34 protein-coding genes are annotated in these 24,665 nt (G+C 45.1%); 30 read left to right on the top strand and 4 right to left on the bottom strand.

Annotated features, from left to right (window positions below):
• The 21 genes from rpsC (at nt 1) to rplQ (ending at nt 10,722) form a co-directional block, all read left to right on the top strand.
• Entirely contained in the window at nt 1-723 is a 723-nt protein-coding gene (gene rpsC / locus JMX98_RS04050) for a 30S ribosomal protein S3 (protein WP_201584860.1), read from the top strand.
• Between the two features lie 3 nt (nt 724-726).
• Nucleotides 727-1,140: a 50S ribosomal protein L16 gene (gene rplP, locus JMX98_RS04055; RefSeq protein WP_025644399.1), complete on the top strand. Its 414-nt coding sequence runs from the start codon at nt 727-729 to the stop codon at nt 1,138-1,140.
• Nucleotides 1,140-1,337: a 50S ribosomal protein L29 gene (gene rpmC / locus JMX98_RS04060; protein ID WP_025644397.1), complete on the top strand. Its 198-nt coding sequence runs from the start codon at nt 1,140-1,142 to the stop codon at nt 1,335-1,337. Before rplP ends, rpmC begins: the two co-directional genes overlap by 1 nt.
• Entirely contained in the window at nt 1,334-1,609 is a 276-nt protein-coding gene (rpsQ, locus tag JMX98_RS04065; protein ID WP_021813375.1) for a 30S ribosomal protein S17, read from the top strand. The genes rpmC and rpsQ overlap by 4 nt, the downstream gene beginning before the upstream one ends.
• 182 nt (nt 1,610-1,791) lie before the next feature.
• On the top strand, nt 1,792-2,160 hold the full coding sequence (gene rplN / locus JMX98_RS04070; RefSeq protein WP_010196702.1) for a 50S ribosomal protein L14: 369 nt from the start codon (nt 1,792-1,794) through the stop codon (nt 2,158-2,160).
• 8 nt (nt 2,161-2,168) lie between these two features.
• The gene (gene rplX, locus JMX98_RS04075) at nt 2,169-2,486 is read left to right on the top strand and encodes a 50S ribosomal protein L24 (RefSeq protein WP_075102275.1); all 318 of its coding nucleotides are present in this window, start codon (nt 2,169-2,171) and stop codon (nt 2,484-2,486) included.
• A 21-nt stretch (nt 2,487-2,507) separates the two neighbouring features.
• Complete coding sequence (gene rplE / locus JMX98_RS04080) at nt 2,508-3,044, top strand: 50S ribosomal protein L5 (RefSeq protein ID WP_075102276.1); 537 nt, start codon at nt 2,508-2,510, stop codon at nt 3,042-3,044.
• A gap of 12 nt (nt 3,045-3,056) precedes the next feature.
• The gene (gene rpsN / locus JMX98_RS04085) at nt 3,057-3,362 is read left to right on the top strand and encodes a 30S ribosomal protein S14 (protein WP_075102277.1); all 306 of its coding nucleotides are present in this window, start codon (nt 3,057-3,059) and stop codon (nt 3,360-3,362) included.
• Between the two features lie 11 nt (nt 3,363-3,373).
• On the top strand, nt 3,374-3,772 hold the full coding sequence (gene rpsH, locus JMX98_RS04090; protein ID WP_201584862.1) for a 30S ribosomal protein S8: 399 nt from the start codon (nt 3,374-3,376) through the stop codon (nt 3,770-3,772).
• Nucleotides 3,773-3,992: 220 nt separating this feature from the next.
• Nucleotides 3,993-4,526 (top strand): 50S ribosomal protein L6, encoded by a 534-nt coding sequence (gene rplF, locus JMX98_RS04095; RefSeq protein WP_201584864.1) that lies wholly within the window; start codon nt 3,993-3,995, stop codon nt 4,524-4,526.
• Nucleotides 4,527-4,537: 11 nt separating this feature from the next.
• Nucleotides 4,538-4,888, top strand: coding sequence for a 50S ribosomal protein L18 (gene rplR, locus JMX98_RS04100; RefSeq protein ID WP_075102280.1), 351 nt, complete (start codon nt 4,538-4,540; stop codon nt 4,886-4,888).
• A gap of 2 nt (nt 4,889-4,890) precedes the next feature.
• Nucleotides 4,891-5,406: a 30S ribosomal protein S5 gene (rpsE, locus tag JMX98_RS04105; RefSeq protein ID WP_075102281.1), complete on the top strand. Its 516-nt coding sequence runs from the start codon at nt 4,891-4,893 to the stop codon at nt 5,404-5,406.
• Nucleotides 5,407-5,426: 20 nt separating this feature from the next.
• A complete protein-coding gene (gene rpmD, locus JMX98_RS04110) occupies nt 5,427-5,606 on the top strand; it encodes a 50S ribosomal protein L30 (RefSeq protein WP_071003155.1) in 180 nt (59 codons plus the stop codon).
• Nucleotides 5,606-6,046: a 50S ribosomal protein L15 gene (rplO, locus tag JMX98_RS04115; RefSeq protein WP_198336875.1), complete on the top strand. Its 441-nt coding sequence runs from the start codon at nt 5,606-5,608 to the stop codon at nt 6,044-6,046. The genes rpmD and rplO overlap by 1 nt, the downstream gene beginning before the upstream one ends.
• 19 nt (nt 6,047-6,065) lie before the next feature.
• Nucleotides 6,066-7,397, top strand: a complete 1,332-nt coding sequence (gene secY, locus JMX98_RS04120) for a preprotein translocase subunit SecY (protein WP_178377954.1) — start codon at nt 6,066-6,068, stop codon at nt 7,395-7,397.
• 32 nt (nt 7,398-7,429) lie between these two features.
• Nucleotides 7,430-7,546 carry a 50S ribosomal protein L36 gene (rpmJ, locus tag JMX98_RS04125; protein ID WP_025644371.1) on the top strand — a complete coding sequence of 39 codons (117 nt, stop codon included), beginning with the start codon at nt 7,430-7,432 and terminating at the stop codon, nt 7,544-7,546.
• Nucleotides 7,547-7,797: 251 nt separating this feature from the next.
• Nucleotides 7,798-8,154: a 30S ribosomal protein S13 gene (gene rpsM / locus JMX98_RS04130; protein ID WP_198336876.1), complete on the top strand. Its 357-nt coding sequence runs from the start codon at nt 7,798-7,800 to the stop codon at nt 8,152-8,154.
• Between the two features lie 20 nt (nt 8,155-8,174).
• Nucleotides 8,175-8,564: a 30S ribosomal protein S11 gene (rpsK, locus tag JMX98_RS04135; protein WP_058368279.1), complete on the top strand. Its 390-nt coding sequence runs from the start codon at nt 8,175-8,177 to the stop codon at nt 8,562-8,564.
• 48 nt (nt 8,565-8,612) lie between these two features.
• Nucleotides 8,613-9,254, top strand: a complete 642-nt coding sequence (gene rpsD, locus JMX98_RS04140) for a 30S ribosomal protein S4 (RefSeq protein ID WP_105244911.1) — start codon at nt 8,613-8,615, stop codon at nt 9,252-9,254.
• A gap of 81 nt (nt 9,255-9,335) precedes the next feature.
• Nucleotides 9,336-10,343 carry a DNA-directed RNA polymerase subunit alpha gene (locus JMX98_RS04145; RefSeq protein ID WP_075102286.1) on the top strand — a complete coding sequence of 336 codons (1,008 nt, stop codon included), beginning with the start codon at nt 9,336-9,338 and terminating at the stop codon, nt 10,341-10,343.
• A gap of 19 nt (nt 10,344-10,362) precedes the next feature.
• A complete protein-coding gene (gene rplQ / locus JMX98_RS04150; protein WP_075102287.1) occupies nt 10,363-10,722 on the top strand; it encodes a 50S ribosomal protein L17 in 360 nt (119 codons plus the stop codon).
• A 79-nt stretch (nt 10,723-10,801) separates the two neighbouring features.
• On the opposite strand, the gene JMX98_RS04155 is transcribed toward rplQ, so the two are convergent.
• On the bottom strand, nt 10,802-11,422 hold the full coding sequence (locus JMX98_RS04155; RefSeq protein WP_192994626.1) for an L-threonylcarbamoyladenylate synthase: 621 nt from the start codon (nt 11,420-11,422) through the stop codon (nt 10,802-10,804).
• Between the two features lie 395 nt (nt 11,423-11,817).
• On the bottom strand, nt 11,818-12,513 hold the full coding sequence (locus JMX98_RS04160) for an elongation factor P hydroxylase (protein WP_201584912.1): 696 nt from the start codon (nt 12,511-12,513) through the stop codon (nt 11,818-11,820).
• A gap of 215 nt (nt 12,514-12,728) precedes the next feature.
• On the opposite strand from JMX98_RS04160, the gene JMX98_RS04165 reads away from it, so the two are divergent.
• The 6 genes from JMX98_RS04165 (at nt 12,729) to lysM (ending at nt 17,351) form a co-directional block, all read left to right on the top strand.
• Nucleotides 12,729-13,322, top strand: a complete 594-nt coding sequence (locus JMX98_RS04165; protein ID WP_201584866.1) for a YceD family protein — start codon at nt 12,729-12,731, stop codon at nt 13,320-13,322.
• 319 nt (nt 13,323-13,641) lie between these two features.
• The gene (gene rpmF, locus JMX98_RS04170; RefSeq protein WP_010196743.1) at nt 13,642-13,824 is read left to right on the top strand and encodes a 50S ribosomal protein L32; all 183 of its coding nucleotides are present in this window, start codon (nt 13,642-13,644) and stop codon (nt 13,822-13,824) included.
• A 422-nt stretch (nt 13,825-14,246) separates the two neighbouring features.
• Entirely contained in the window at nt 14,247-15,215 is a 969-nt protein-coding gene (gene fabD / locus JMX98_RS04175) for an ACP S-malonyltransferase (protein ID WP_201584868.1), read from the top strand.
• The gene (gene fabG / locus JMX98_RS04180) at nt 15,212-15,940 is read left to right on the top strand and encodes a 3-oxoacyl-ACP reductase FabG (RefSeq protein WP_201584869.1); all 729 of its coding nucleotides are present in this window, start codon (nt 15,212-15,214) and stop codon (nt 15,938-15,940) included. The genes fabD and fabG overlap by 4 nt, the downstream gene beginning before the upstream one ends.
• A 276-nt stretch (nt 15,941-16,216) precedes the next feature.
• A complete protein-coding gene (gene acpP / locus JMX98_RS04185; RefSeq protein WP_068034635.1) occupies nt 16,217-16,453 on the top strand; it encodes an acyl carrier protein in 237 nt (78 codons plus the stop codon).
• A 388-nt stretch (nt 16,454-16,841) separates the two neighbouring features.
• Entirely contained in the window at nt 16,842-17,351 is a 510-nt protein-coding gene (gene lysM / locus JMX98_RS04190) for a peptidoglycan-binding protein LysM (RefSeq protein ID WP_105244917.1), read from the top strand.
• Nucleotides 17,352-17,573: 222 nt separating this feature from the next.
• Here the strand turns inward: lysM and queG are convergent, their stop codons facing one another.
• On the bottom strand, nt 17,574-18,809 hold the full coding sequence (gene queG / locus JMX98_RS04195) for a tRNA epoxyqueuosine(34) reductase QueG (protein WP_201584870.1): 1,236 nt from the start codon (nt 18,807-18,809) through the stop codon (nt 17,574-17,576).
• 85 nt (nt 18,810-18,894) lie between these two features.
• Between queG and JMX98_RS04200 the strand changes: the two genes are divergently transcribed.
• Nucleotides 18,895-20,703, top strand: a complete 1,809-nt coding sequence (locus JMX98_RS04200) for an NAD(P)H-hydrate dehydratase (RefSeq protein ID WP_201584871.1) — start codon at nt 18,895-18,897, stop codon at nt 20,701-20,703.
• Between the two features lie 140 nt (nt 20,704-20,843).
• Here JMX98_RS04200 and JMX98_RS04205 read toward each other — a convergent pair whose 3' ends face one another.
• Complete coding sequence (locus tag JMX98_RS04205) at nt 20,844-21,350, bottom strand: DUF4124 domain-containing protein (protein ID WP_201584872.1); 507 nt, start codon at nt 21,348-21,350, stop codon at nt 20,844-20,846.
• Between the two features lie 1,033 nt (nt 21,351-22,383).
• Between JMX98_RS04205 and JMX98_RS04210 the strand changes: the two genes are divergently transcribed.
• Together JMX98_RS04210 and ilvN are read left to right on the top strand one after the other, a co-directional pair.
• Nucleotides 22,384-24,096, top strand: a complete 1,713-nt coding sequence (locus JMX98_RS04210; RefSeq protein ID WP_201584913.1) for an acetolactate synthase 3 large subunit — start codon at nt 22,384-22,386, stop codon at nt 24,094-24,096.
• Nucleotides 24,096-24,593 (top strand): acetolactate synthase small subunit, encoded by a 498-nt coding sequence (gene ilvN / locus JMX98_RS04215; RefSeq protein ID WP_075102296.1) that lies wholly within the window; start codon nt 24,096-24,098, stop codon nt 24,591-24,593. Before JMX98_RS04210 ends, ilvN begins: the two co-directional genes overlap by 1 nt.
• Nucleotides 24,594-24,665: the final 72 nt, after the last annotated feature.

Here is a 24,665-nt window from a genome sequence, read left to right on the forward strand (position 1 = left end):
ATGGGTCAAAAAGTACATCCAATCGGAATTCGTCTTGGTGTTGTAAAAAAGCATAATGCAAACTGGTATGCTAACCCTAAACAATACTCAGAATACCTAATCAACGATATTCAAGTTCGTGAGTATCTGCGCAAAAAGCTAGACAACGCGATGATCAGCAACATCATGATCGAGCGTCCTACTGGCGCAGCTAAAATCACCATCGCTACTGCGCGTCCTGGTATCGTGATCGGTAAAAAAGGCGAAGACATCGAAAGACTTCAAAAAGAATTGACCAAAATCATGGGCGTACCTGCTCAGGTCAACATTGAAGAAATCACATCGCCTGATCTAGATGCACGTTTGGTAGCAGAGGGTATCGCAAGCCAGCTTGAGCGCCGTGTGATGTTCCGTCGTGCCATGAAGCGCGCCGTACAAAACAGCATGCGCTCTGGTGCTAAAGGTATCAAAGTTGAGCTGTCTGGCCGTCTTGGCGGTGCTGAGATTGCTCGTACTGAATGGTACCGTGAAGGTCGTGTACCATTGCATACACTCCGTGCTGATATTGACTATGCGTCAATTCGCGCCGAGACAACTTACGGCACCATCGGTGTTAAAGTTTGGATTTTCCGCGGAGAGATCCTTGACGGTATGAACAGTGTTTACAATCCCGTCAACGAAGAGAAGCCTCGTGCGCCAAAACGCCGTGGTCGTGGAAACCGTCGAAACTCAGACAGAGGTTAAACTATGTTACAGCCAAAACGTACCAAGTTTCGTAAAATGCACAAAGGTCGTAACACAGGTCTTGCTCATCGTGGAAGCACCGTTGCATTCGGACAAATTGGTCTAAAATCACTGACGCGTGGTCGTATGACAGCTCGTCAAATTGAAGCAGCACGTCGTACCATCACTCGTAAAATCAAGCGTGGCGGTAAAATTTGGATTCGTGTATTCCCAGACAAACCAATCACCAACAAGCCTCTAGAAGTACGTATGGGTAAAGGTAAAGGTCCTGTCGAGTATTGGGTATGCGAAATCAAACCTGGTAAAGTGCTATATGAAATCGAAGGGGTCTCAGAAGAGCTTGCTCGCGATGCATTAACGCTTGCTGCGGCAAAACTGCCCTTTAAAACTACCATTGTTAAGCGGACGATAATGTAATGAAGATCAGTGAATTACGTGATAAATCATTAGAAGAACTGACCCAGTTACTTGATGAAAAGCAACTTGATGCTTTCCGTATTCGTATGGCTAAAGCAACTGGTCAGTTGGGTAATACCCATGAAGTACGTGCCAATCGTCGTACGATTGCTCAGCTTCAGACTTTGATTAACGAGAAACAACGAGGCGACTCATGAGCGATAACAATCAAACAGCTACCAATGCTAGCGTATTGACAGGACGAGTTGTCAGCGACAAGATGGACAAATCCATCACAGTTTTGATTGAGCGTCTGGTTCGTCATCCTTTGTATGGCAAACAGCTTCGTCGTTCTACAAAAATCAAAGCTCATGATGAGAATAACGTTTGCCAACAAGGCGACCTTGTCCGCATCAAAGAAACGCGTCCAATCTCAAAAACTAAGTCTTGGACTTTAGTTGATGTGGTTGAAAAAGTAGAAAAAATCTAAGTAAATTGCATTAAAAGCCAGAAGCTGTTAAAATAGCCGCCTTTTTAAGGATGCTGATTGCGCCCGTCGCATATCACTCACATTAAGAGTAAGTCGCGGTTATTTATTAAAAAATGCCGTCTACTCATACTGTGCTAGCGGCAGCAACTGGTTTTTATTGCTCATACGTGTGGAGTAACGCTATGATTCAGGTTGAGTCAATGCTGGAAGTTGCAGACAATAGCGGTGCAAGGCGAGTTCAGTGCATTAAAGTACTGGGTGGTTCTCATCGTCGTTATGCATCAGTTGGCGACATTATTAAAGTAACGGTTAAAGAAGCCATTCCGCGTGGTCGTGTCAAAAAAGGCGACGTGATGAATGCAGTAGTTGTACGTACCAAAAAAGGCGTTCGTCGTCCTGATGGTTCTGTCCTGCGTTTTGATGACAATGCTGCGGTATTGTTGAACCAAAATAAAGCACCGATTGCAACTCGTATTTTTGGACCGGTAACTCGTGAACTACGTGGTGATCAGTTTATGAAAATTGTATCACTAGCACCAGAAGTATTGTGAGGTAATCCATGTCAAAATTACGTAAAGGCGATACAGTTATCGTGATTGCTGGGAAAGACAAAGGCAAGCAAGGTACTGTACAAGCTGTAAAAAATGATCGTATTAAAGTTGAAGGCATTAACATCGTCACCAAGCACCAAAAGCCAAATCAGGCGACTGGTACTGAAGGTGGTATCGTTAAGCAAGAAGCTTTTTTGCATATTTCAAATGTCGCAATCTTAAATGCGCAAACCCAAAAAGCAGATCGTATTACTTATCAGTTTGACGAAGACGGCAACAAACAACGCGTCTATCGTTCAAACGGTGAAGTAGTGGCGACTGCGTAAGACACTAAGGGTGTAATGGTAATGGCAAGATTAAAATCTTTATATAACGATAAATTAAAACAGCAAATCAAAGAAGAGCTTGGTTTGGCAAACGTGATGCAGGTGCCTAAAATCACCAAGATCACACTAAATATGGGTGTAGGCGGCGCGTCTCAAGACAAAAAATTGCTTGAAGGTGCTGTGTCTGACATGACCGCAATCGCTGGTCAAAAACCTGTTATCACCAAAGCGCGCAAATCAGTTGCTGGTTTTAAGATTCGTGAAGAATGGCCAATTGGCTGTAAAGTAACGCTACGCGGTGAGCAAATGTACGAATTTTTAGATCGTCTCATTGCCATTGCAATTCCTCGTATTCGTGATTTCCGCGGTTTTTCGCCTAAAGCCTTTGACGGACGTGGCAACTACTCATTGGGTATCAAAGAACAAATCGTATTCCCAGAAGTAGATTTTGACAAGATCGATCGCATCCGCGGTATGGATGTGACCATCACCACGTCAGCAGGTACTGATGAAGAAGGTCGTGCGTTGCTTAAAGCATTCGGCTTCCCATTTAAATAAGGTAAAGACGTTATGGCAAAGAAGAGCATGATTAACCGCGAATTAAAACGCGAAAAAATGGTTGCTAAGTATGCTGAAAAGCGTATCAAGCTAAAACAAACTATCAGTGATATCAACGCATCAGACGAAGAGCGTATGGACGCGATGTTAGAGCTACAAGCACTACCACGCAACGCCTCACCAGTACGTCTACGCAATCGTTGTGCTATCACCGGTCGTCCTCACGGTTACTTCCGCAAGTTTGGCTTATCACGCAATATGCTGCGTGAGCGTGTCATGCAAGGCGATGTGCCTGGTGTTCGTAAAGCAAGCTGGTAAGGAGTAACTACATGAGTATGCAAGATACCGTTGGGGATATGCTAACCCGTATTCGTAACGCACAAATGGCCAATAAAGTGTCGGTAGCAATGCCGAGCTCTAAACTACGTAAATCAATCGCTGATTTATTAGTTGCTGAAGGTTATGTGGCGAGCGCAGTTGTGACAGAAGAAGAAAACAACAAAGCGACACTAACTATTGAGTTAAAATATTTCGAAGGCCGCCCTGTCATCGAAACGATCCAACGTTATAGCCGTCCTGGCCTACGCCAGTTCCGCGGCAAAGACGCTATCCCTTCTGTTAAGCAAGGTATGGGTGTTGCTATCGTATCAACCAGTCAAGGCATCATGAGCGATCGTGCTGCACGCGCTGCTGGTATCGGTGGTGAAATCGTCGCATTCGTTGCCTAATTAGCATTTGTTGCTTAGGTAATCGGACGATAAAGTCTACTTGAACCCATTAAGCTTGTCGTGGTTTATAGTGGTATATGACAAGCTTAGAAAGCTAAACATCAGATTTTAACAAAATTGTATGGTGTTTAACGGGGACAATTATGCTAAACTAGCAGGCTTTTTAGCCTGTTAGTTTTTTCGCTAATAAAAGCAAGTTAATTTTTTAAGGAATATTCCTATGTCTCGTGTGGCTAAAGCCCCAGTGACGCTGCCAAACGGCGTAAGCGTTACTTTGAACGATCGGCAGGTCGAAGTTAAAGGCAAGAACGGCACTATGTCTTTACGCCTGCATGAATTGGTCGAGCTGAAACAGGAAGATGATGCTATCATTTTCTCACCTGCAGTCGATTCACAAGAAGCTATGATGCACACAGGCACCATGCGCGCACTGTTAAACAACTATGTGACAGGCGTGAGCGAAGGCTTTGAAAAACGTCTTCAGCTAATTGGTGTTGGTTATCGCGCACAAGTTACTGGCAACAAAGTAACCCTAAACGTTGGTTACTCACATCCAGTAGAGTATACGCTACCTGAAGGTGTGTCAGCTGAAACCCCAACGCAAACTGAAATCGTTTTAAAGTCAAACGACAAACAGCAGCTTGGTCAAGCAGCGGCTAATATCCGTGGTTTCCGCCCACCTGAGCCTTATAAAGGTAAAGGTATTCGTTATAGTGACGAGCGCATTATTCGCAAAGAAGCTAAGAAAAAATAAGGTGAGTTGAAATGTTTGATAAAAAAGCAGCTCGTCTACGTCGAGCAAAGAAAACCCGTGCGCATATCCGTCATCTAGGCGTTCATCGCTTAACGGTTAATCGTACACCAAGACATATTTATGCCCAGATTATCTCTCCAAACGGTGGTGAAGTGATTGCTCAGGCATCTACCTTAGACAGCAGCTTACGCTCTGGCTCAACTGGTAATGTTGATGCAGCAACGTCTGTAGGCCAAATGATCGCAGAACGCGCAAAAGCAGCTGGCATTACGAAAGTTGCCTTTGACCGTAGTGGTTTTAAATATCATGGTCGAGTAAAAGCTTTGGCTGAAGCTGCTCGCGAAAACGGATTGGAGTTTTAATCATGGCTAGAAATGATAAAAATGATAAAAATGAACAGACTGACGGTTTAGTAGAACGCTTAGTTACCGTTGATCGTGTTGCAAAAGTAGTTAAAGGTGGTCGTATTTTCTCATTCACCGCCTTAACGGTAGTGGGTGATGGTAATGGCCGTGTTGGTTTTGGTCGTGGTAAAGCACGTGAAGTGCCAGCTGCTATCCAAAAAGCACTAGAAGCTGCTAAGCGCAACATGATTACTGTTGAGCTAAATGATGCAACTTTGTATCATCCGATCAAAGCACGTCATGGTGCTAGTAAAGTCTTTATGCAGCCTGCATCTGAAGGTACTGGCGTAATCGCCGGTGGCGCAATGCGTGCGGTATTAGAAGTTGCTGGTGTCAAAGATGTTTTGACTAAATGTTATGGTTCTACCAACACTGCTAACGTTGTTCGTGCAACGTTTAACGGTTTACGTGATATGTCAACTCCAGAAAAGATGGCAGCAAAGCGTGGTAAATCTGTAGACGAAATCTTGGGTTAACTTAGACTAGGTGAGTTACGATGAAAAAAATGAAAGTCACTCAATTTAAATCGGGTGCCCATCGCCTAAAGAGCCACAAAGCGAGCTTGAAAGGATTGGGTTTACGCCGTATTGGTCATAGTGTGGTCGTTGAAGATACTCCTTCAACCCGTGGTATGGTTAATCGCGTCAACTACATGGTAAAAGTGGAGGAAGCGTAATGGGTCTTAGATTAAATGAATTATCACCAGGTGTTGGCGCAAAGAAAACTGCCCAACGTCGTGGTCGTGGTATCGGTTCAGGTCTTGGTAAGACTGGTGGCCGCGGTGTAAAAGGCCAAAAGTCTCGTTCAGGTTCTAGCATTCGCTCAGGATTTGAAGGTGGTCAAATGCCTTTATATCGTCGTCTACCAAAATTCGGTTTTACCAGTAAAATGGCAATGACAACTGCAGAAGTTCGTCTGTCTGAGCTGAACAAAATTGAAGGTGATGTGGTTAGCATTGAAACACTAAAAGCAGCCAACCTTATCCGTCACGATATGAAACGTGCTCGCGTTATGCTATCAGGCGAAGTTACTAAAGCTTATACCTTCAAAGGTATCAAAGTGACTAAAGGCGCCAAGCAAGCAATCGAAGCTGCTGGTGGTAGCATCGAGGAGTAGTAACGTGTCAAAACAATCAATGACCTCAAGTGGTATACCGCTCAATCCATTTGCCTTCATACGCAAGTATGATGAGCTATGGACGCGTTTATTATTCTTAATCGGCGCATTGATTGTTTATCGTTTAGGGTCGCATATTCCAGTACCGGGTATTAATCCGGTCAACTTGGCTGATCTGTTTTCGCGCAACGAAAACACCATTTTGAGCATGTTCAATATGTTTTCAGGTGGTGCGCTAGAGCGTATGTCGATCATGGCACTTGGCATTATGCCATATATTTCGGCATCGATTATTGTACAGATGATGTCTGCAGTATTGCCATCGCTTGAAGCCCTCAAAAAAGAAGGTGAAGCAGGACGACGCAAGCTAAATAAGTATACGCGTCAAGGAACGCTTGCTTTGGCTCTAGTACAGTCATTAGGAATGTGTGCTGGCTTAATCAGCCAAAATCTTACTTTATCTACCGGCCTGACTTTTTATATTCCAGCGGTTACTTCGCTGGTAGCAGGTGCTATGTTCTTGATGTGGCTTGGTGAGCAGATTACAGAGCGTGGTGTCGGTAACGGTATCTCAATGCTGATTTTTGCCAGTATTGTAGCCGGTACGCCAGGCATGATTTCGCAGTCTATCGAGCAGGTCAATCAAGGTCAGATGAATTTGATTGTACTGTTTATTTTTGTGTTACTAGGCATCGCGGTGACCGCTGGTATCGTTTATATTGAACGTGCCCAGCGCCGTGTTCCTGTCAATTATGCGCAGAAACAGCAGCAAGGGCGCAAGATTTATGCTCAGCAGCAGTCACATTTGCCGCTGAAATTAAACATGGCAGGGGTTATTCCCGCCATTTTTGCCAGCTCTTTATTGTTGTTTCCAGCCAGTTTAGGGCAGTGGGTCGGTCAATCAACAGATCCTACTTTTACACAAAAAATATTACAAAATATGGCATTGGTACTGTCGCCAGGACAACCGCTATATTTAGTACTGTTTGGCGCAATGATTATTTTCTTCTGTTATTTTTATACGGCATTGGTCTTTAGCCCGCGTGAAGTAGCAGAAAACCTTAAACGTAGTGGTGCGTATATCCCAGGTATTCGCCCCGGACAACAAACTCAGCGTTACCTCGATCATGTATTAAACCGACTGACCTTTATTGGCGCGATGTATATGACGGTTATTTGTTTAATGCCAATGGTCGTCCAGTCATCGTTTGGTGTACCTTTCCAGCTTGGTGGTACGTCTTTGCTGATTATGGTGGTTGTGGTAATGGACTTTATCTCGCAAATTCAAGCGCATTTGATGACCCATCAATATCATGATCAGACGTTAATTCAATCGCCCACTCAACCTTAAATGAGCGGTACGATATCTCAAAGGAGCATGCTATGAAAGTTCAAGCATCAGTTAAAAAGATTTGTGGTAGCTGCAAGATTGTACGCCGTAAAGGCCGTGTACATGTTATTTGTACAGCAGAACCTCGCCACAAGCAACGTCAAGGTTAATATCTAGTAGCAACAAACCCCCGGTTTTGTTACTATATCAATTAATACTTGAAAAATAACGGCGGATGCGATATCATCCGCCACTTGCCGTAGTTTATGCAAAAATTTTATAATACTGTCGATGACTAGGCTTATTGATGAGTCAAAGCAGCGATAGTCGTTATAAAAGCTTTCGTATTGACAGCAACAAATCTGAAAAATACAGCCTTATTGATAAATAACGCTTATTTTTCTTTAATGGAGAGAAATCAATGGCTCGTATTGCCGGCGTAAACATTCCGGATAATAAGCATGCTGTTATTTCACTAACTTACATCTTTGGTATAGGTCGTACCACTGCTCAGAAAATTTTAGACGCAGTTGGCATCGCTCCTACTACTAAAGTAAGTCAGTTGGATGATACACAGTTAGATGCTATCCGTGCACAAGTTGCAGAATACATGACTGAAGGTGATCTTCGTCGTGAAGTGTCTATGAATATCAAGCGTTTGGTTGATCTAGGTTGTTACCGTGGTATTCGCCATCGCCGTAACCTACCTGTTCGTGGTCAAAACACCAAAAACAACGCTCGTACTCGCAAGGGTCCGACACGCCCTCTCAAAAGATAATTAACTTAGGAAGCTAAAAGATGGCTAAAGACACTCGTAGTCGCAAAAAAGTGACTCGTCGTTCAGTATCGGAGGGCGTTGCCCATATCCATGCGTCTTTTAATAACACCATTGTTACGATTACCGATCGTCAAGGTAATGCACTGGCTTGGGCCACTTCAGGTGGACAAGGCTTCCGTGGTTCACGTAAATCTACACCATTTGCAGCTCAGGTTGCAGCTGAAGTTGCTGGTAAAGCCGCTCAAGAATATGGTGTTAAGAATATCGACGTTTTGGTCAAAGGACCAGGACCGGGTCGTGAGTCTGCGGTAAGAGCACTAGGTGCATTGGGTTATAAAGTAAACAGCATTTCTGATGTAACCCCAATCCCACACAATGGTTGCCGTGCGCCGAAAAAGCGCCGCGTCTAATATTAAAGACGAAGCTTTTTATCATAAGAGCTTATAGGAGACATAACAATGGCCCGTTATATTGGACCAAAACTCAAATTATCACGTCGTGAAGGCACAGACTTAGGCCTTAAGTCTGGTGTTAAGCCATATGACGTAAAAACAAAGAAAGCTGCTCGTCCACCTGGTCAACATGGTGTGAGCCGTAACAAAAGCTCAGAGTACTCTTTGCAGTTACGTGAAAAACAAAAGGTTAAGCGTATCTACGGTGTACTAGAGCGTCAGTTTGCGAACTACTATAAAGAAGCGGCGCGTAAGCGTGGTGCTACTGGTGAGAACCTACTAGCCATGCTTGAGAGCCGTTTAGACAACGTAGTATATCGCATGGGCTTTGGCTCAACTCGCGCCGAAGCACGTCAGCTAGTCAGCCATCGTGCTGTTATGGTCAAAAAAGCTGGCCGTGATGAGTTTGTTCGTGTGAACATTCCATCAATTCAGTTGCAAGATGGTGATGTCATCGCTATCCACGAGAAGTCTCGCGAACAGCTACGTATCAAAAACGCTATCGAACTAGCGACTCAGCGTGGCATTCCAGAATGGCTAGATGTTGATCACAGCAAACTACAAGGCACGTTTAAACAAGCGCCTGATCGTATTGATCTACCTGCTGACATCAACGAAAGCTTGATCGTTGAGCTATACTCTAAGTAAATGACGTACCGCTCAATGTCATAATCATGGCGCTGAGCAATGAACGTTAATTAAACCAGTTTAATAAATCGAGGTGACATCATGATGCTAAATGCAACTGAGTTTCTAACGCCGAACGCCATTAATGTGGATACGGTGAATGAAACGATTGCGAAAGTCACGCTCGAACCGTTAGAACGCGGCTTTGGGCATACCCTCGGGAATGCTCTGCGTCGCATCTTGTTATCTTCATTACCTGGTGCTGCAGTCATTGAAGCTGAGATTGATGGTGTTGACCATGAGTACTCAACGCTTGAAGGACTACAAGAAGACGTACTTGACTTGCTTTTGAACCTAAAAGGCTTGGCGATTACCCTTCATGACCAAAATGAAGTATTTTTGACCTTGGATAAACAAGGTCCAGGCACTATTACTGCTGCAGACATCACGCTACCGCATAATGTCGATATCATCAATCCAGATTTGGTGTTGGGTACATTAAGTGACCGTGGTCATCTTAAGATGCGTTTGCGCGTAGTAATGGGTCGTGGATATGAGCCAGCAAACCAGCGCCGTGAAGATGGTGACACCAAAGCAATCGGACGTTTAAAGCTTGATGCAAGCTTTAGTCCTGTGCTACGTGTTGCTTATCAGGTTGAGAACGCTCGCGTAGAGCAGCGTACTGATCTTGATCGTCTTATCGTTGAGCTTGAAACTAATGGCACTATAGATCCAGAAGAAGCAATTCGTAAAGCAGCCACTATTTTACAACAACAGATTTCTATCTTTGTTGACCTAGAAGCTGAAGAAGCGCCTGAGCCTGTGAAAGAAAAAGAAGAGGTCGATCCGGTGCTATTACGCCCTGTGGACGATCTTGAACTAACGGTTCGCTCAGCCAACTGCTTGAAAGCTGAAAACATTTACTATATCGGTGATTTGGTACAGCGTTCAGAGACTGAACTACTAAAAACCCCAAATCTTGGTAAGAAATCATTGACCGAAATCAAAGACGTACTAGCGTCTAAAGATTTAGAGCTCGGTATGCGCCTAGACAACTGGCCGCCAGCTGACCTTCGTGTCGATGATCGCTTTTCTTATCGTAGCCGTTAAACTTTAAGGATTTTTGACTATGCGCCATCGTAAGAGTGGAGTCAAGCTGGGTCGTACCGGCAGTCATCGTAAGGCAATGTTTCAGAACATGACCAACTCATTGTTTGAGCATGAACTGATCAAAACTACTTTGCCAAAAGCTAAAGAATTGCGCCGCGTTGCTGAGCCATTGATCACTTTGGCTAAAGAAGACAGCGTTGCTAATCGCCGTTTGGCATTTAGCCGTATGCGTAGTAAAGCTATGGTCGGTAAGCTATTTGGCACGTTAGGTCCTCGTTACCAAACGCGTCCAGGTGGTTATTTACGTATCGTAAAATGTGGTCATCGTGACGGTGACAACGCGCCAATGGCTTATGTAGAATTGGTTGATCGCGACTAATTTTGCATTGATGATATAATGTATAAAAAAGGCTCCAATTGAATTGGAGCCTTTTTTTATGTTTCGAGTTTGTCGCTGATTACAATAATAATGAATCAACATCGGCTGCACCTTGTCTGATGATTTCAGGCATCCCACCAGTCATATCTACAATGGTCGTCAGCTTGGTGGTCTTGATACCAGCATTGATCAAACCATCAATTTGATTGCTTAATAACTCCTCGATTTCAAAGGGATCATCAAGGATGTCATCACGCTCAGGCAGTATCAATGAGCTGGTCAAAATTGGTTCATCCATGGCTTCTAATAGTGCTTGAGCGATAGGATTGCTTGGTACACGGATACCAATGGTTTTTTTCTTGGGATGCGCCAGTTTTTTGGGGACATCTTTTGTCGCATTTAGGATAAAAGTAATTGGGGCTGGGGTATGCGCTTTTAGTTGTTTATACTGAGCATTGTCTACGGTCGCATAGGTGGCAATCTCGCTTAAATCACGACAAAGTAAAGTAAATTGGTGTTTGTCATCCAGTGCGCGGATTTGCTTAAGTTTGTCTAAGGCCTCTTTTGCGCCCAAACGGCACCCAAAAGCGTAGCTGGTATCGGTAGGGTAGATGATTAGTTGATCTTTGCGCAGCAGCTCGGCTGCTTGAGCGATCAGACGAGGTTGCGGATTGTCGGGATGAATATAAAAAACTTGCATAATCGTTCCTTATTTTATAATTATAACAGTATCGATGATCGGTACTACGTCGCCTTATTGTGAGTCATACTACGGGTCAATGACTGCTGACGCGGGGTGTGATATGGGGTGATAAAGACAAGTACAGAGTAACTCTTATGCCTATTAATACTTGTATCAAACCCATACCTTATAAAGGCGCTTTACTGGTTTAGTATAACGCAAGGCAAATATAAGTTTAGTGGCAGGGCGTTACGATGCGTAGAAAATCGTTAACGGTTTATGATGATATCAAAAGCGCCTAATTTATTTTAGCCGCGCTTATGGTGACTTTATAGACGATGCTGCGTGAGATAAATACCAGCAGCACAGAGCACATATACTATGTGTCCGTTTTATTTAAGATGAATTATAAATTAATTGCACACGCACAAAAAAGTATGCAATAAGGTTTTAGCATCGCGTGGCAGAGTATGAGGGCGGGCAATATAGTCCTCAGCTTGCTGATATACGTCGAGTGCAAAGGTGCTACCGCTGGTATCGAAGTCCGCAGACAAGTTGTCTTGTGACACTCGAAACACACGCCCGCATGCTAAGGTGAATAAACACTCTAGGGCTTGCGGTTTGATCTCTACGCGCTCAAACGCTTGCTGCTGCGCTTCACTACGGCCATCTGGGGCATACCAGTAGCCAAAATCTGCCAACTGCCGACGTGCCTCACCAGCGATGCACCAATGGCTAAGCTCGTGCAGGGCGCTGGCAAAGAACCCATGCGCGAACTCAATTCTCGCTGGTAGAGTGTCTGTTGCAGGGAAGTATTCTGGCTCACCCTGACCACGAACCAATACAACCTTTTGATGCGCAAACACTGTATTAAACAAGTCAATCAGCCAATCAGTCACCGCTTGTTCACTATCTGCTACTGAAGGCTGCTGGCCACTGTCTACCTTTGTAGTAGATATTTTTTGCCAGCCCTCTTGCCAGATTGATAGGTGCGCGTTTGTCATGATTGATGATAGCGCATTATCTGGGTGGCTAGAGGCTATTAAGCGGCTCAGACGCTGACGTAATATCGGCGCATGAATACGGGGCTGGAGGGTAGAAAAATCCATTGGATGGGTAAAACAAGTCATAGATCGGATACAGAGCAAATAGAGTATAAAGACAAAAGACCTTGTGAGCGAAGGCCAAGCGGCAGAGTGAAGCGGTAATGCGGTAAATATAGCCGGTATCAAAAAATAGTAACATACTAGCGCTGGCACCCCTCGGTGCTTTCCGTTAGTATGGCAGGCAATATTATACACCGTTTTGATGAATGAGGCCGCGCATGTCAAACACTTTAGAAAATAAGCCGTCAGCAAATAACACTGACCATAAAAAAGCGCCCGTATCAAGCGTTATGCCTGAGAATATCTCGTTAGATAAATGGGCCGACAGTGGGTTTGAGTGGGCAGGAGAGGTGGAACCACGCAGTTTTGAGCGTTTGGCTGCCATATTGACCACAGAGCATGAGCAACAAATAATACAGCTAAATACTCAATTATACCGTCATAATAATGTGCTGCATCTCGCCTTTACCTTGGCGGGCGATATCTGGCTCACCTGTCAGCGCTGTTTGCAGCCAATTGCCATTGATTTGTCTGATGATTATGACATCGCGTTGTTGGATGATGACAGCCAAATAAGCTTGGTCGATGAAGAGCAAGATTATTTATTACTTGATGAAATCATTCCTGAGCAATCACCAGAAAACTTGCTGCCATTAAAAAAACTGGTAGAAGATGAGATATTGCTCAAAACACCCATGGCCCCTAAGCACGATGATTGTGAAATGAGTGTTGAGCAGTTTGGTGAGATTCCAGAGGAAGAAGAAAACGAAAATCCTTTTGCAGCATTGGCATCGCTCAAAGGCAAACTATAACCGCGGTGGCAGATGAGCCTATGGCAGATTATGATGCCTTTTATCCGCTTTCTATCAAAGAGTGAAAGGCAGGGCTTTATTAATCCATCAAACATGCGTATAATGTCCGGTTTATTGCATTCTAGCAACAAGTTGCTTGCTGATAGAAGCTGACTGGGCAAATTTTCTATCGATTTTAGACGTAGTCAGCACTTTATGTAGGTGGCAATCTATTTAACCAATGATGCTTAAGACTTAGGTTGTTGTGATTATATAGCCTCTGTCAGTATCGACTAAAGCTGAATTTTAAGCTTATCCCTTTAAGTATAGGAGCTATATCATGGCTGTTCAAAAAAGTCGTAAAAGCCGTTCTCGTCGTGACATGCGCCGTTCACACCATCGTATGGAAGTGGCTGAGCTAAGCGTAGATGCTACCACTGGTGAAAAACATCGTCGTCATCACATGACTAAAGATGGTTTCTACCGTGGCCGTCAGTTATTTAAGGTCAGTCAAGACGCTTAAGTCGTTGGTTCTATAATGGTCAATACAAAATAATGATAGTACAGGTGACTATCATTATTTTTGTGTCGCTATTATGAAGCAATTCGCTTTAAGCCAAAAAAAAGCCAAGTTATTTCGCTATCATAAATTATGTGGCTGGATAACTTGGCTTTTTGCTATCGTTTTTTAGACTTTTTGTCTAAAAAGCGTATGATGTTACTCTCTTTTGTAGACAAGCACCGATGCAGCTACCATCCATTAAATCGGGGTTTTGCTCAGCTTTGCCGCACCACCTACTATGATAATAGCGTGTGTCAGTGTATAGTTTACGAATGTTCCGTTTTTTAGACCAAACGTCAAATCAACGGCTTTATACAGTATTTAATAATATAATAACCCCCATTGATTTAGGGATATTTCCAATTAAATAAGGAATATTGGTTATGGCCTCTGTACCCGATATGGTAAAAAAGCAGCCGATTCGTATGGCGGTGATTTTTCCTGGACAAGGATCGCAAGTAGTCGGGATGACTAGCGAGCTTGCTGACATCTACCCAGAGATTCGTGAAACCTTTACCGAAGCCAGCGACGCGCTTGGCGAGGACTTATGGGCAATCTGTCAAGACGAAGAAAAGCTCAATCAAACCCAATATACGCAGCCTGCGCTACTGACAGCAAGTATGGCAATTTGGCGTATCTTACAACAAAAAATCACCACTGCGCCTTGCTACCTAGCAGGTCACTCGTTAGGTGAGTACAGCGCCCTTTGCGCCGCTGAAGTGATCTCACTTGCCGATGCCGTCACCTTGGTGCATAAACGCGGCCAGTTGATGCAAGAGGCTGTGGTCGGTGTAGATACCGCTATGGCAGCTGTGTTGGGGTTAGAGGATCACCGAGTCGAAAACCTCTGTGAGCAAGCGACCGAGCATGTCGATGATGCCATCGTGGGCGCTGCTAACTTTAACAGTCCAGGGCAAGTGGTCATTTCGGGCAACGCAGCTGGCGTGAATGCCGTTATCGATAAAGTACAAAATACGGGCAAAAAATCCATACCTTTGAAGGTCAGTGTACCGTCTCACTGCGCATTGATGGCGCCTGCAAGTGACGCCCTAGCCGAGATATTGGCAGGTATCAAGTTTGATCAAGCTACCATTCCTGTGATTCAAAATCGCCATGCGCGCGTTGAAACCAGTGCCGCTGGCATCAAACAAGCACTGACTGAGCAACTAAGCCAACCGGTCTTGTGGTCACAGACCATGCAAGAGCTGGCTGATAAACAAATCAATGTATTAATCGAATGCGGCAGTGGCAACGTACTCAGCAACTTGGCCAAGCGCCAAGCACAGCCGATTACCAGCTATCCTACAGATAAGCCTGCTCGTCTAGATAAGTTAATGGAGGTGTTATTATGAGCCGCACAATTACCCTAGTCACTGGTGCCAGTCGCGGTATCGGTAAAGCTGTCGCCAAGCGGTTTGCAAAGGAAGGACACTTTGTGATTGGCACGGCGACCACCGAAAAGGGCGCTGAGCTGATTGATGAGTATCTACACGATAGCGGTGGTATCGGCCGCGTATTAGACGTCCGTGATACCGCGCAAATCGAAAAGTTATTTGAAGAGATTGAAAGCGTCTACGGTGCCGTACAAGTATTGGTCAACAATGCAGGTATCACCCAAGACGGGTTGCTAATGCGTATGAAAGACGAGGATTGGGAAAACGTCGTCGATACCAACTTAACCTCAGTCTATCGTATGAGCAAACGTGCGGTACGCGGCATGATGAAAGCACGTCGAGGACGCATTATCAATATCACCTCTGTGGTGGCGCAGATGGGTAATGCAGGTCAGTCCAACTATGCTGCTACCAAAGCGGGTGTCGAAGGCTTTAGTCGGACGCTGGCGCGCGAGATTGGCTCAAGACAGGTGACCATCAACTGCGTCGCACCAGGTCTGATCGAAACGGACATGACGGACGAGTTGGACGAGCGCTTGCTAAACTCGATGCTAGACGCTGTCCCTATCAGCCGTTTGGGTCAGCCAGAAGATATCGCTGCTGCTGTACACTTCCTAGCCAGCGATGAGGCCAGCTATATAACTGGCGCAGTCATTCCAGTCAATGGCGGGATGTATATGTAAAGTGACGCACAAGTGTTACATAGAAATAATAAAAAACTGTGTGAACGAGTGTAAACTATAATAAAGGGTGTTATAATGACGGATACTTTTATGTCAAAGCACTGTATCATGACAGGACTTTAGTAGACATTAGACAGACTGTATCAGGTGTCATAGAGTACTCAGACGGCGATGTCGCTGATCTGGCAAATCCCATTTTATATACCATGCTATAGAGTGTAGACCACACGCTATAGCAGTTTATTAAAAATAATAGATGAAAAAGGAGCAATCTACATGAGCAACGATACCGAGCTAAGAGTTAAATCAGCTGTGGCTGAGCAATTGGGTATGAACGTTGAAGACATCAACAACGACGCTTCATTCATGGAAGATCTAGGTGCAGATTCACTAGATTTGGTTGAATTGGTAATGTCATTTGAAAGTGATTTTGGTATCACTATCCCTGACGAAGACTCTGCAGAGCTGACGACGGTTCAAAAAGCAATTGATTACGTACAAGCCCAGCTATAATGCTGTAGTCATCTGATTGGCTCAGCCAGTCTAAAAAGCCGCTTGCCCTATGGGTTGGCGGTTTTTTTTGTGCTTGTCGCATTTCATATATGGACTTCAATGGTACATTTGAGTGTTTAACAATCTCAAAGTATTAACATATACTTTATGAAATTAACATTACTCAACATACTCTTACTATTTAAATGAAGCGTTTTTGTTATACTCAAAATGTCTACGTGATGCAGACATCGTTGTATATGGCTTGATGCTGTGTATAAATTAATTGCATATGAAGTAATTGGCTGAAGTTTATATACTATAAAGATTACTGACATCACTGATAGTGAGACATTATCTACAACAATAACGACGCATAATAAATAACAACCTCTCAAGGAGTAGTTAGATGGGTATTTTTAGTTTTGCAAAAGACATCGGCGAAAAAATCTTTAACCGTGATGATGCCAAACATGACGCCAAATCAGAGACCAAAGCAGATGCCAACACCCCAGTACAGAGCACTGAGCCTTCCGCCCAGTCAGTAGCCAATATTTTGCTTCGCCGTATTCAGCAGCAAAATCTGAATATCAGCAATCTAAAGATCAAATACAATGGTACGACAGATACTGCAGAAATCAGCGGTAATGCCAAGACACAAGCAGACCGCGAAAAAGCCATTATCGCCATCGGTAACGTGCAAAATGTAGCAAAAGTCATCGATAATATCGATATCGAAGAAGATGCTCCAGAATCAACCATGTATACGGTAAAATCTGGCGATAGCTTATCGAAGATTGCCAAAGAGGTGTATGGCTCATCTGGGGATTATATGAAGATTTTTGAGGCCAACAAGCCCATGTTATCTGACCCAGACAAAATTTACCCAGGCCAAGTCTTACGTATTCCAAAACCTTAACGTGATAGCTTAATACAAGAGGCAGATAAGCCTGAGATTACTGTATTAAAAAGATTGCTCATTGGCAAAAAAGCGCCTCTTATATAGAAAAAGCGTCTCTTATATAAGAGGCGCTTTTTATTGGGTAAGAGGTTGTTGACATCACTGGTTAACGTTACCTGACTAAGCAGCGACTCGCCATAAGAAGTGACTAACCATAAGCAGCTGTGATGAGACAGGATATTAAGCATTAGTACCGCTGAGCTTTTGTTGTTGTTCAGCGATTGCCCAATGTATATGCTCGTCTAGCATGGCATTATGGGTCTGCAGCTTAGCCTGCAACTGGGTAATGACCTCTTGACTGCCGTTGGCATTGCCAAGTGCAATCGCGATATTGCGTAAAAAATTAACGTAGCCTGTGCGTCTAAGCGGGCTACCTTGAGTTTTTTGCATAAAATCCGCTTCTTGCCATTGCCACAGCTCAAGCAAACTGCTGTTATCAAGACTGTGCCGCGGTGCAAAGTCTTCGACAGTTGTGATATTGGCATAACGGTTCCATGGACAGATGAGCTGGCAATCATCACAGCCAAAGACGCGATTGCCAATGGCGCGGCGATATTTTTCATCGATGATACCATCATGTTCGATGGTCAAATAAGAGATACAAGCAGAGGCGTTTAGCTCATAAGGCGCGACAATGGCCTGAGTGGGACAGACATCAATACAAGCGCTACAACTGCCGCAATGCGACTTGACAGGAGCGTCGTCTGGTAGCTCGAGACTGATGAACAGCTCTCCTAGTACAAAAAAAGAGCCTGCTTGTTTATTGAGTAGCAAAGTATGTTTGCCTGTCCAGCCAAGACCAGCGGCATCTGCGATTGGCCGCTCAAAGATGGGGGCTGAGTCACTAAATGGCCGAAAAACAAACTCTTGCGCCGAGCCGATATCCAGGTGTTGCCACTCAGGAAGCATGGCTTCGATTTGTAATGCCAATTGCTTTAGACGACTGCGCATGGTTTTATGATAGTCGCGCCCTCGTGCATAACGCGCTATGATACCTTGATTGGGAAAATCGTTATCAGCGACCGTCCGCGGCGTAGGCGTTTGCGTCAAATAATCCATGCGCACACTGATGATGGTTTTGGCACCTTCTACCAGTTGATCGGGGTGAGCGCGCAGATGGTGATTGTTGTGCATAAACTGCAGCTGTCCTTCATAGCCTTTTGCCAGCCACTGCTGTAGCTGCGTCATCTGCTGAGCAAATAACGGATGATGCACGGAGAGAAAACCACAGTCCCCAAACCCCAACGTCTGTGCTTGAGACTTAATCCACCGCTTGACATCCTCGGCACTTGTGAATGGTGAGTCACTTTTGACGTCGATTTTTTTGTTGGGTACCTGCGATCGGTGAGCAGGCGTCGCAGCCGCTGTCTGGCCGTTAGAAGTGTCGGGTAAGTCCGGTTTTGAGAGAGTAGACATAAAGAATAATAAAAATCAAAGAAGTATCGCTATGATAAGGCAGTGAGTATGGAGTGCAAGCATAAAAATGAATAAAGGAGCAAATATGAAACCGGATTGTCATTTAGCGTCAATAATGCCTAATGAGACCACGGCACTGTATAACAGTGAGCAGGTCTATGCCATGGAGCAGGCTTGGTTTGCACAAGGGCATGATAGCTTTGGGCTTATGCAGCAAGCAGCGTGGCAGATGGCGCAGTATATACAAAAGGCACATGAACAAAAATGCGCGACGGCCTCTATTAACGGTACACCTGCCCGTCGTCATAGGTATCAGCAGCGGGCAAGTATTTGGGTAGGTAAGGGCAATAATGGCGGTGATGGCTGGCTCCTTGCGCATTATCTACAGCGCATGGGCTGGCAGGTACAGGTCGTGACAGTTGGTTTTGGTAAAGACGATCTTGAGACAGATAGCTCTAAAATACAGGATACTGATATAAATAGTGCGACATCTATCTCTGATGCCGAAAGCGCAAAACAAATAGCATTGGCAAAGGGGTGTCGTTATCAGCGCTTTGAAGAGGTGTGCGCTGAGTGGGACGTTAGCCCTGATATCGATGCTGATGCGAGTACATGGCAAGCGAGTGGTTATGCAGCGGATGCTGATGTCTATATCGATGCAATCTTTGGCATTGGGTTGGACCGTGCACCAGCAGGCATCTACCAAAGCGCTATTTATCGATTTAACCAATTGGCCAAATGTTATAAGCCGTTTGTGATTGCGGTGGACATTCCTAGTGGTTTGGTCGCGGCGACAGGTGAGGTGTTTGCTGGTGCCGCGATACAGGCAGATATGACTCTGTGCTTGGTAGCGCGTAAGTTTGGTCTGCATACCAAAGACGGTATGGATTATAGTGGCCAAGTCGTCGACATCGCGCTGATACCTTATGTGCTGGAGGATAATGCTCTTAAACCGGTGGCAAAGCTGATCACAAGTGCGTACGCTCTAACCCCTCGCCAGCAAAACAGCTATAAAGGCAGCTATGGCCATGTGCTCATCATCGGTGGCAACCGTGTAGATGGCTCGCAAGGGATGGGCGGTGCGGCGATACTATCAGCTTCTAGTGCCATGGCAACGGGAGCAGGTAAGATCACTGTGGCATGTCATGAAGCTTTTCATGCAGCCTTGCTGACCTCACTGCCTGATGCCATGACGATAAACCTACATGATGCTGATGGGGTAAGGCAATTGCTTAAGGGAGCCAGCGTCATCGCTATCGGTATGGGCTTGGGACGTGATAATAAGGCCAAAAAATTATTTGTCTGCTATTTAAAAGCTGCCATTACAGAAAAAAAACCAATCGTCATCGACGCTGATGGCCTGTATCATCTGGCGGATTTGCATAAGGAGCATCACCCGCTTATCGCTGCCTTGCAACAGCATAGCGCTCATCACTCAGTCTGCCTGACACCGCACAGTGGTGAAGCCGCAAAGCTATTAGGTATGGAAGTCAGTCAAGTAGAGAGCGACAGATTGGCTGCTATTAGACAGTGTGCGACAGATTATGGTGGTGATTGGGTATTAAAGGGGGCAGGATCGTTGGTGCTAGAGCAAAGAGAGCAGCAGGCACAGATTTATGTCTGTGCGGCAGGCAATGCAGGCATGGCGACAGCAGGTATGGGCGATGTCTTATCTGGTTTGATCGCTGGACTGCTGGCGCAAAAGGACTTGATAAGAGAGTCGCGCGGTCTACAGCAAGCAGTGCTTCTACACGGTATGGCAGGCGATATGTTGATCAACCAAACCGATAAAACGGCGTTATTGATTGGTCAACGAGGGCTACAGGCGCAAGATATGCCGGCGGCCATTCGTCATGTCATGCAGGAACTTACCGTCAGTGATGACAGCTGGTAGTAAGAGCAACAGTAAGACCGATAACGCTATAGGTAGGGCGTGTCCTCAATTGAGTCGATAGTCATCTAAATGGGCGAGAGTTGAAGGCACGCCCCAATCCACTGGCATAAGCGGCGAACTGCAATGCGCCGAGCGTTAGTTTACAAGGCTGCAGAGTTACCACAATATTGATCGATTGCTTGCTGTACCCGTTCACGTTTTAGCTCAATCTCTCGGCCATCCAAATATTGACGTTTGCCATTGGCATCCATTTCATAGATACGGCCACCGACATTGAGGTTGGTTAAGTTATTACGTAGTGACTGACAACGCTGTGCATTGGCTTGTGCCTCTTGCTCTTTGATGCGAGCCTCTAGCTGTGCCACGCGTTGCTGCTCGGCGGTCTGAGTATTGCTACTTTGACTGGCATCTGTTTTGCCCGCCATTTCTCCTGCGTTGTTTTGCCGTCCATCGCTGCGAAACTCAATCAACTCGACATTTTTGCCATTTTGCGGTGCATGTTGGCTATATTTTACCTCACCATGCGCGCCGATAGACTTATACACTTGAATAGCATGACTGGCGCTCATCGACAGCATTAGCATACCTGCCATACTCGCACTGACAAGGAGTTTGGTAGCAGTATATTGTGAAAACGCATATGCCATAGCAGAGTTCCTCTTAAGCGGCAAAATAAAAATATTGGTATAAATATAACACTTTAGTATTTGGATGGTACTAAAAATGTACCGAGGTTTGATTCTATCAAATAATTCTTATCAATGTATATTATTTAATAACCAATAGTTAGGGATAGGGGATATAAGTTTTTCTTGACAATAGCTGATAAACCATCGAATATAAGGACAGTTGATTGGTCAGTGAGCGGCTTTTATGATATTGCCGTGGCACTTGAGGACAAGGACCACAGGTTACTTATCGGTAGCTTGCACGGTTTTGTTTTCTTTGTGATGATGTGTTGTGAGGGTGGTCAAGAAGACCACCACAAATCACAAAATACATTGTCTCCGGACTTATCTGTCTACAATGACTAAGATAAACTTGTTATTTGAACCCTACTAAGTGTCATGCTTACGTTTGTCTCAAAAACGGCTTGATATGTAATGATAATACGAAATCAATAGTCGGTTATAGGACTTAACGGCCTTGTTATCCGCTACTAACCATGAGTGCTATCTGATTTGTTTATGATGATTTATGTATATTGTGTCAACGCCTTTGCATCCGTTAGTCTGACAGATGCTAAGTTTTTAAAACAACGGTTTTTAAAACAAAGGTTTTGAGAACAGCTGCTTGGTAATCCCCTTCAATAATAAGCGTCTTTTATAGATGCGCTCGCATCTTGTCATCGTACATCGATAACTTCCTATCACAAACTGACCTCAATACCTTGCTGTATTTGAGTCTGATGCTGTGTCCAAACAGTATGACTTACGTATGGTGGGCACACATTCTTGATATGGATAAGAGTTGGCGCTTGTTTTATGGTGCTAAAAATCACACCAGTCGGTAATGGTTTTTATTATAAAACACCGCAAATTCTCGCCGCAAAAAAAGGTGATGACAGTGACGCAAACCACGCAAAGTCCGAATATGACCGGACATACCCAGACGGGTAATGCCGCAAAAAACTTCGAAGAAAAACAGCAACGTCTTGCAGAGGGTAGTGCGCAGCCAGTGATGCTATCGGGTGCTGAGATGTTGGTGCAATCGCTGACCGATGAAGGGGTTGACTATATTTTTGGTTACCCGGGTGGCGCGGTACTTCATATTTATGATGCTTTGTTTCAACAAGACGCCATTGAGCATATTTTGGTACGTCATGAGCAGGCCGCAGGTCATATGGCAGATGCCTATTCACGAGTGACAGGCAAGACAGGGGTGGTGCTCGCCACCTCAGGCCCTGGTGCGACCAACACGGTGACGGCCATCGCAACCGCCTTTATGGATTCAGTTCCGATGGTGGTGATTTCAGGTCAGGTGCCAAGCAGCTTGATTGGTGAAGACGCTTTCCAAGAAACAGATATGGTTGGCGTATCACGCCCTATCGTCAAGCACAGCTTTCAGGTGCGCCATGCCAGCGAAATCCCGATGATCGTCAAAAAAGCCTTTTATATCGCCCAGTCTGGACGCCCAGGTCCTGTGGTTATCGATGTGCCAAAAGACATGACGGCTCCTAGTGAAAAGTACGCTTACGAGTATCCTGCTGAGGTATTCTTGCGCTCGTATCAGCCATCACAAAAAGGCCATAGCGGTCAAATCAAAAAAGCGGTTGAGACCCTATTATCAGCGCAGCGCCCTGTCGTCTATGCCGGCGGCGGCGTGATTTGGAGTAAGGCCCACGCAGAGCTGACCGATCTTGCTCATCGTTTAAACTTACCTGTGACCAATACCTTGATGGGGCTTGGCACCTTCCCAGGCTCCGATCGTCAGTTCTTAGGTATGCTAGGTATGCATGGCACTTATGAGGCCAACATGACCATGCACCACGCGGATGTCATCTTGGCAATTGGCGCACGCTTCGATGATCGCGTGACCAATAACGTCAAAAAATTCTGTCCAAATGCGACGGTTATCCATATCGATATCGATCCGGCTTCTATTTCTAAGACGATCAATGCCCATATTCCAATCGTCGGGGATGTCAAGGCGGTCTTGACAGATATGCTAGGTATCATCGGTGATGACAAAGAGCTTGAGCAGCACGCCTTGCAAGATTGGTGGTCGCAAATCAACGAGTGGCGTACGCGTCATGGCTTGCGCTACGATACCAGTACCGATGAAGGTATCAAGCCGCAAAGCGTCGTCCAAGCTCTGTGCAAAGTGACAGATGGCAAAGCCATTATCACCAGTGACGTCGGTCAGCATCAGATGTTTGCCGCTTTATATTATACCTATGATGAGCCGCGTCAATGGTTAAACTCAGGTGGTCTTGGCACCATGGGTGTAGGACTGCCTTATGCAATGGCGGCCAAGCTTGCAAGGCCTGAGCGCGATGTGGTGTGCATCACTGGTGAAGGCTCTATTCAGATGAATATCCAAGAGCTATCGACTTGCTTGCAATACAATCTACCTGTCAAAATATTAAACCTAAACAATGCTCAGCTGGGTATGGTTAAGCAGTGGCAAGACATGCTGTATGAAGGCCGTCACGCACAGTCTTATATGAATTCACTACCAGATTTTGTGAAGTTGGCAGAGAGCTATGGTCACGTCGGTATCAAAATCACCGATCCTGCGACGATGGAGGCTCAGCTGGCCGAAGCCATGGCAATCAAAGACAGACTGGTATTTATCGATGTTTATGTCGATCGTCATGAGCATGTATATCCAATGCAAATCGCGGGTCAATCCATGCGTGATATGTGGTTAACAAAAGGGGAGCGCACCTAATGCAACAACAACATCTGATTTCGGTATTGATGGAAAACGAAGCGGGTTCGTTGTCGCGGTTGGTCGGCTTGTTTTCCCAGCGTGGCTATAACATCGAGACGCTAAACGTCGCGCCCACTGATGACCCAAGTATCTCGCGTCTGACCGTGACGACCATTACCTCACCTGAGCGAATCGAGCAAATCACGAAACAATTGCATAAATTAATCGAAGTGGTTAAGGTACTGAATCTGACGGATAATGTCCATGTCGAGCGTGAGCTGATGCTGATCAAAGTGCGCGCGACTGGCAGCGTACGCGAGGAAATTAAGCGTAGTGCTGATATCTTCCGCGCACAAATCGTGGATGTGACATCCAATCTATATACCATCCAAATCGTCGGTGATAAAGCCAAGCTCGACGGCTTTATCGATGTGATTGGCCGCGAGCGTATTATGGAAGTGGTTCGCTCAGGCGTCATCGGTATCGCACGTGGAGAAAAAACCCTAAGTCTTTAGTCGGCAGTAGTGACTAATACTGTAAACAATATAGTTTATTATCAACAGCGCGCTCATCTTAGCCCACACTCT

It is taken from the genome of Psychrobacter sp. HII-4, from assembly GCF_904846595.1.
In the GTDB taxonomy this organism is placed as follows: Bacteria; Pseudomonadota; Gammaproteobacteria; order Pseudomonadales; family Moraxellaceae; genus Psychrobacter; species Psychrobacter celer.

Excerpts from the sequence above, each read along its gene's own strand:
- rplX (WP_075102275.1), top strand. The coding sequence starts at position 2,169 with ATGTCAAAATTACGTAAAGGCGATACAGTTATCGTGATTGCTGGGAAA.
- JMX98_RS04160 (WP_201584912.1), bottom strand. The coding sequence starts at position 12,513 with ATGGATTTTTCTACCCTCCAGCCCCGTATTCATGCGCCGATATTACGT.
- secY (WP_178377954.1), top strand. The coding sequence starts at position 6,066 with ATGACCTCAAGTGGTATACCGCTCAATCCATTTGCCTTCATACGCAAG.
- rpmJ (WP_025644371.1), top strand. The coding sequence starts at position 7,430 with ATGAAAGTTCAAGCATCAGTTAAAAAGATTTGTGGTAGCTGCAAGATT.
- JMX98_RS04165 (WP_201584866.1), top strand. The coding sequence starts at position 12,729 with ATGTCAAACACTTTAGAAAATAAGCCGTCAGCAAATAACACTGACCAT.
- rplP (WP_025644399.1), top strand. The coding sequence starts at position 727 with ATGTTACAGCCAAAACGTACCAAGTTTCGTAAAATGCACAAAGGTCGT.
- rpsM (WP_198336876.1), top strand. The coding sequence starts at position 7,798 with ATGGCTCGTATTGCCGGCGTAAACATTCCGGATAATAAGCATGCTGTT.
- JMX98_RS04155 (WP_192994626.1), bottom strand. The coding sequence starts at position 11,422 with ATGCAAGTTTTTTATATTCATCCCGACAATCCGCAACCTCGTCTGATC.
- rpsN (WP_075102277.1), top strand. The coding sequence starts at position 3,057 with ATGGCAAAGAAGAGCATGATTAACCGCGAATTAAAACGCGAAAAAATG.
- rpmC (WP_025644397.1), top strand. The coding sequence starts at position 1,140 with ATGAAGATCAGTGAATTACGTGATAAATCATTAGAAGAACTGACCCAG.
- lysM (WP_105244917.1), top strand. The coding sequence starts at position 16,842 with ATGGGTATTTTTAGTTTTGCAAAAGACATCGGCGAAAAAATCTTTAAC.
- rpsE (WP_075102281.1), top strand. The coding sequence starts at position 4,891 with ATGGCTAGAAATGATAAAAATGATAAAAATGAACAGACTGACGGTTTA.
- rplE (WP_075102276.1), top strand. The coding sequence starts at position 2,508 with ATGGCAAGATTAAAATCTTTATATAACGATAAATTAAAACAGCAAATC.
- JMX98_RS04145 (WP_075102286.1), top strand. The coding sequence starts at position 9,336 with ATGATGCTAAATGCAACTGAGTTTCTAACGCCGAACGCCATTAATGTG.
- rplR (WP_075102280.1), top strand. The coding sequence starts at position 4,538 with ATGTTTGATAAAAAAGCAGCTCGTCTACGTCGAGCAAAGAAAACCCGT.
- rplQ (WP_075102287.1), top strand. The coding sequence starts at position 10,363 with ATGCGCCATCGTAAGAGTGGAGTCAAGCTGGGTCGTACCGGCAGTCAT.
- rplO (WP_198336875.1), top strand. The coding sequence starts at position 5,606 with ATGGGTCTTAGATTAAATGAATTATCACCAGGTGTTGGCGCAAAGAAA.
- queG (WP_201584870.1), bottom strand. The coding sequence starts at position 18,809 with ATGTCTACTCTCTCAAAACCGGACTTACCCGACACTTCTAACGGCCAG.
- rpsH (WP_201584862.1), top strand. The coding sequence starts at position 3,374 with ATGAGTATGCAAGATACCGTTGGGGATATGCTAACCCGTATTCGTAAC.
- rplF (WP_201584864.1), top strand. The coding sequence starts at position 3,993 with ATGTCTCGTGTGGCTAAAGCCCCAGTGACGCTGCCAAACGGCGTAAGC.
- rpsQ (WP_021813375.1), top strand. The coding sequence starts at position 1,334 with ATGAGCGATAACAATCAAACAGCTACCAATGCTAGCGTATTGACAGGA.
- rplN (WP_010196702.1), top strand. The coding sequence starts at position 1,792 with ATGATTCAGGTTGAGTCAATGCTGGAAGTTGCAGACAATAGCGGTGCA.
- rpsK (WP_058368279.1), top strand. The coding sequence starts at position 8,175 with ATGGCTAAAGACACTCGTAGTCGCAAAAAAGTGACTCGTCGTTCAGTA.
- JMX98_RS04205 (WP_201584872.1), bottom strand. The coding sequence starts at position 21,350 with ATGGCATATGCGTTTTCACAATATACTGCTACCAAACTCCTTGTCAGT.
- rpmF (WP_010196743.1), top strand. The coding sequence starts at position 13,642 with ATGGCTGTTCAAAAAAGTCGTAAAAGCCGTTCTCGTCGTGACATGCGC.
- fabD (WP_201584868.1), top strand. The coding sequence starts at position 14,247 with ATGGCCTCTGTACCCGATATGGTAAAAAAGCAGCCGATTCGTATGGCG.
- acpP (WP_068034635.1), top strand. The coding sequence starts at position 16,217 with ATGAGCAACGATACCGAGCTAAGAGTTAAATCAGCTGTGGCTGAGCAA.
- rpmD (WP_071003155.1), top strand. The coding sequence starts at position 5,427 with ATGAAAAAAATGAAAGTCACTCAATTTAAATCGGGTGCCCATCGCCTA.
- rpsC (WP_201584860.1), top strand. The coding sequence starts at position 1 with ATGGGTCAAAAAGTACATCCAATCGGAATTCGTCTTGGTGTTGTAAAA.
- ilvN (WP_075102296.1), top strand. The coding sequence starts at position 24,096 with ATGCAACAACAACATCTGATTTCGGTATTGATGGAAAACGAAGCGGGT.
- JMX98_RS04200 (WP_201584871.1), top strand. The coding sequence starts at position 18,895 with ATGAAACCGGATTGTCATTTAGCGTCAATAATGCCTAATGAGACCACG.
- fabG (WP_201584869.1), top strand. The coding sequence starts at position 15,212 with ATGAGCCGCACAATTACCCTAGTCACTGGTGCCAGTCGCGGTATCGGT.
- JMX98_RS04210 (WP_201584913.1), top strand. The coding sequence starts at position 22,384 with ATGCTATCGGGTGCTGAGATGTTGGTGCAATCGCTGACCGATGAAGGG.
- rpsD (WP_105244911.1), top strand. The coding sequence starts at position 8,613 with ATGGCCCGTTATATTGGACCAAAACTCAAATTATCACGTCGTGAAGGC.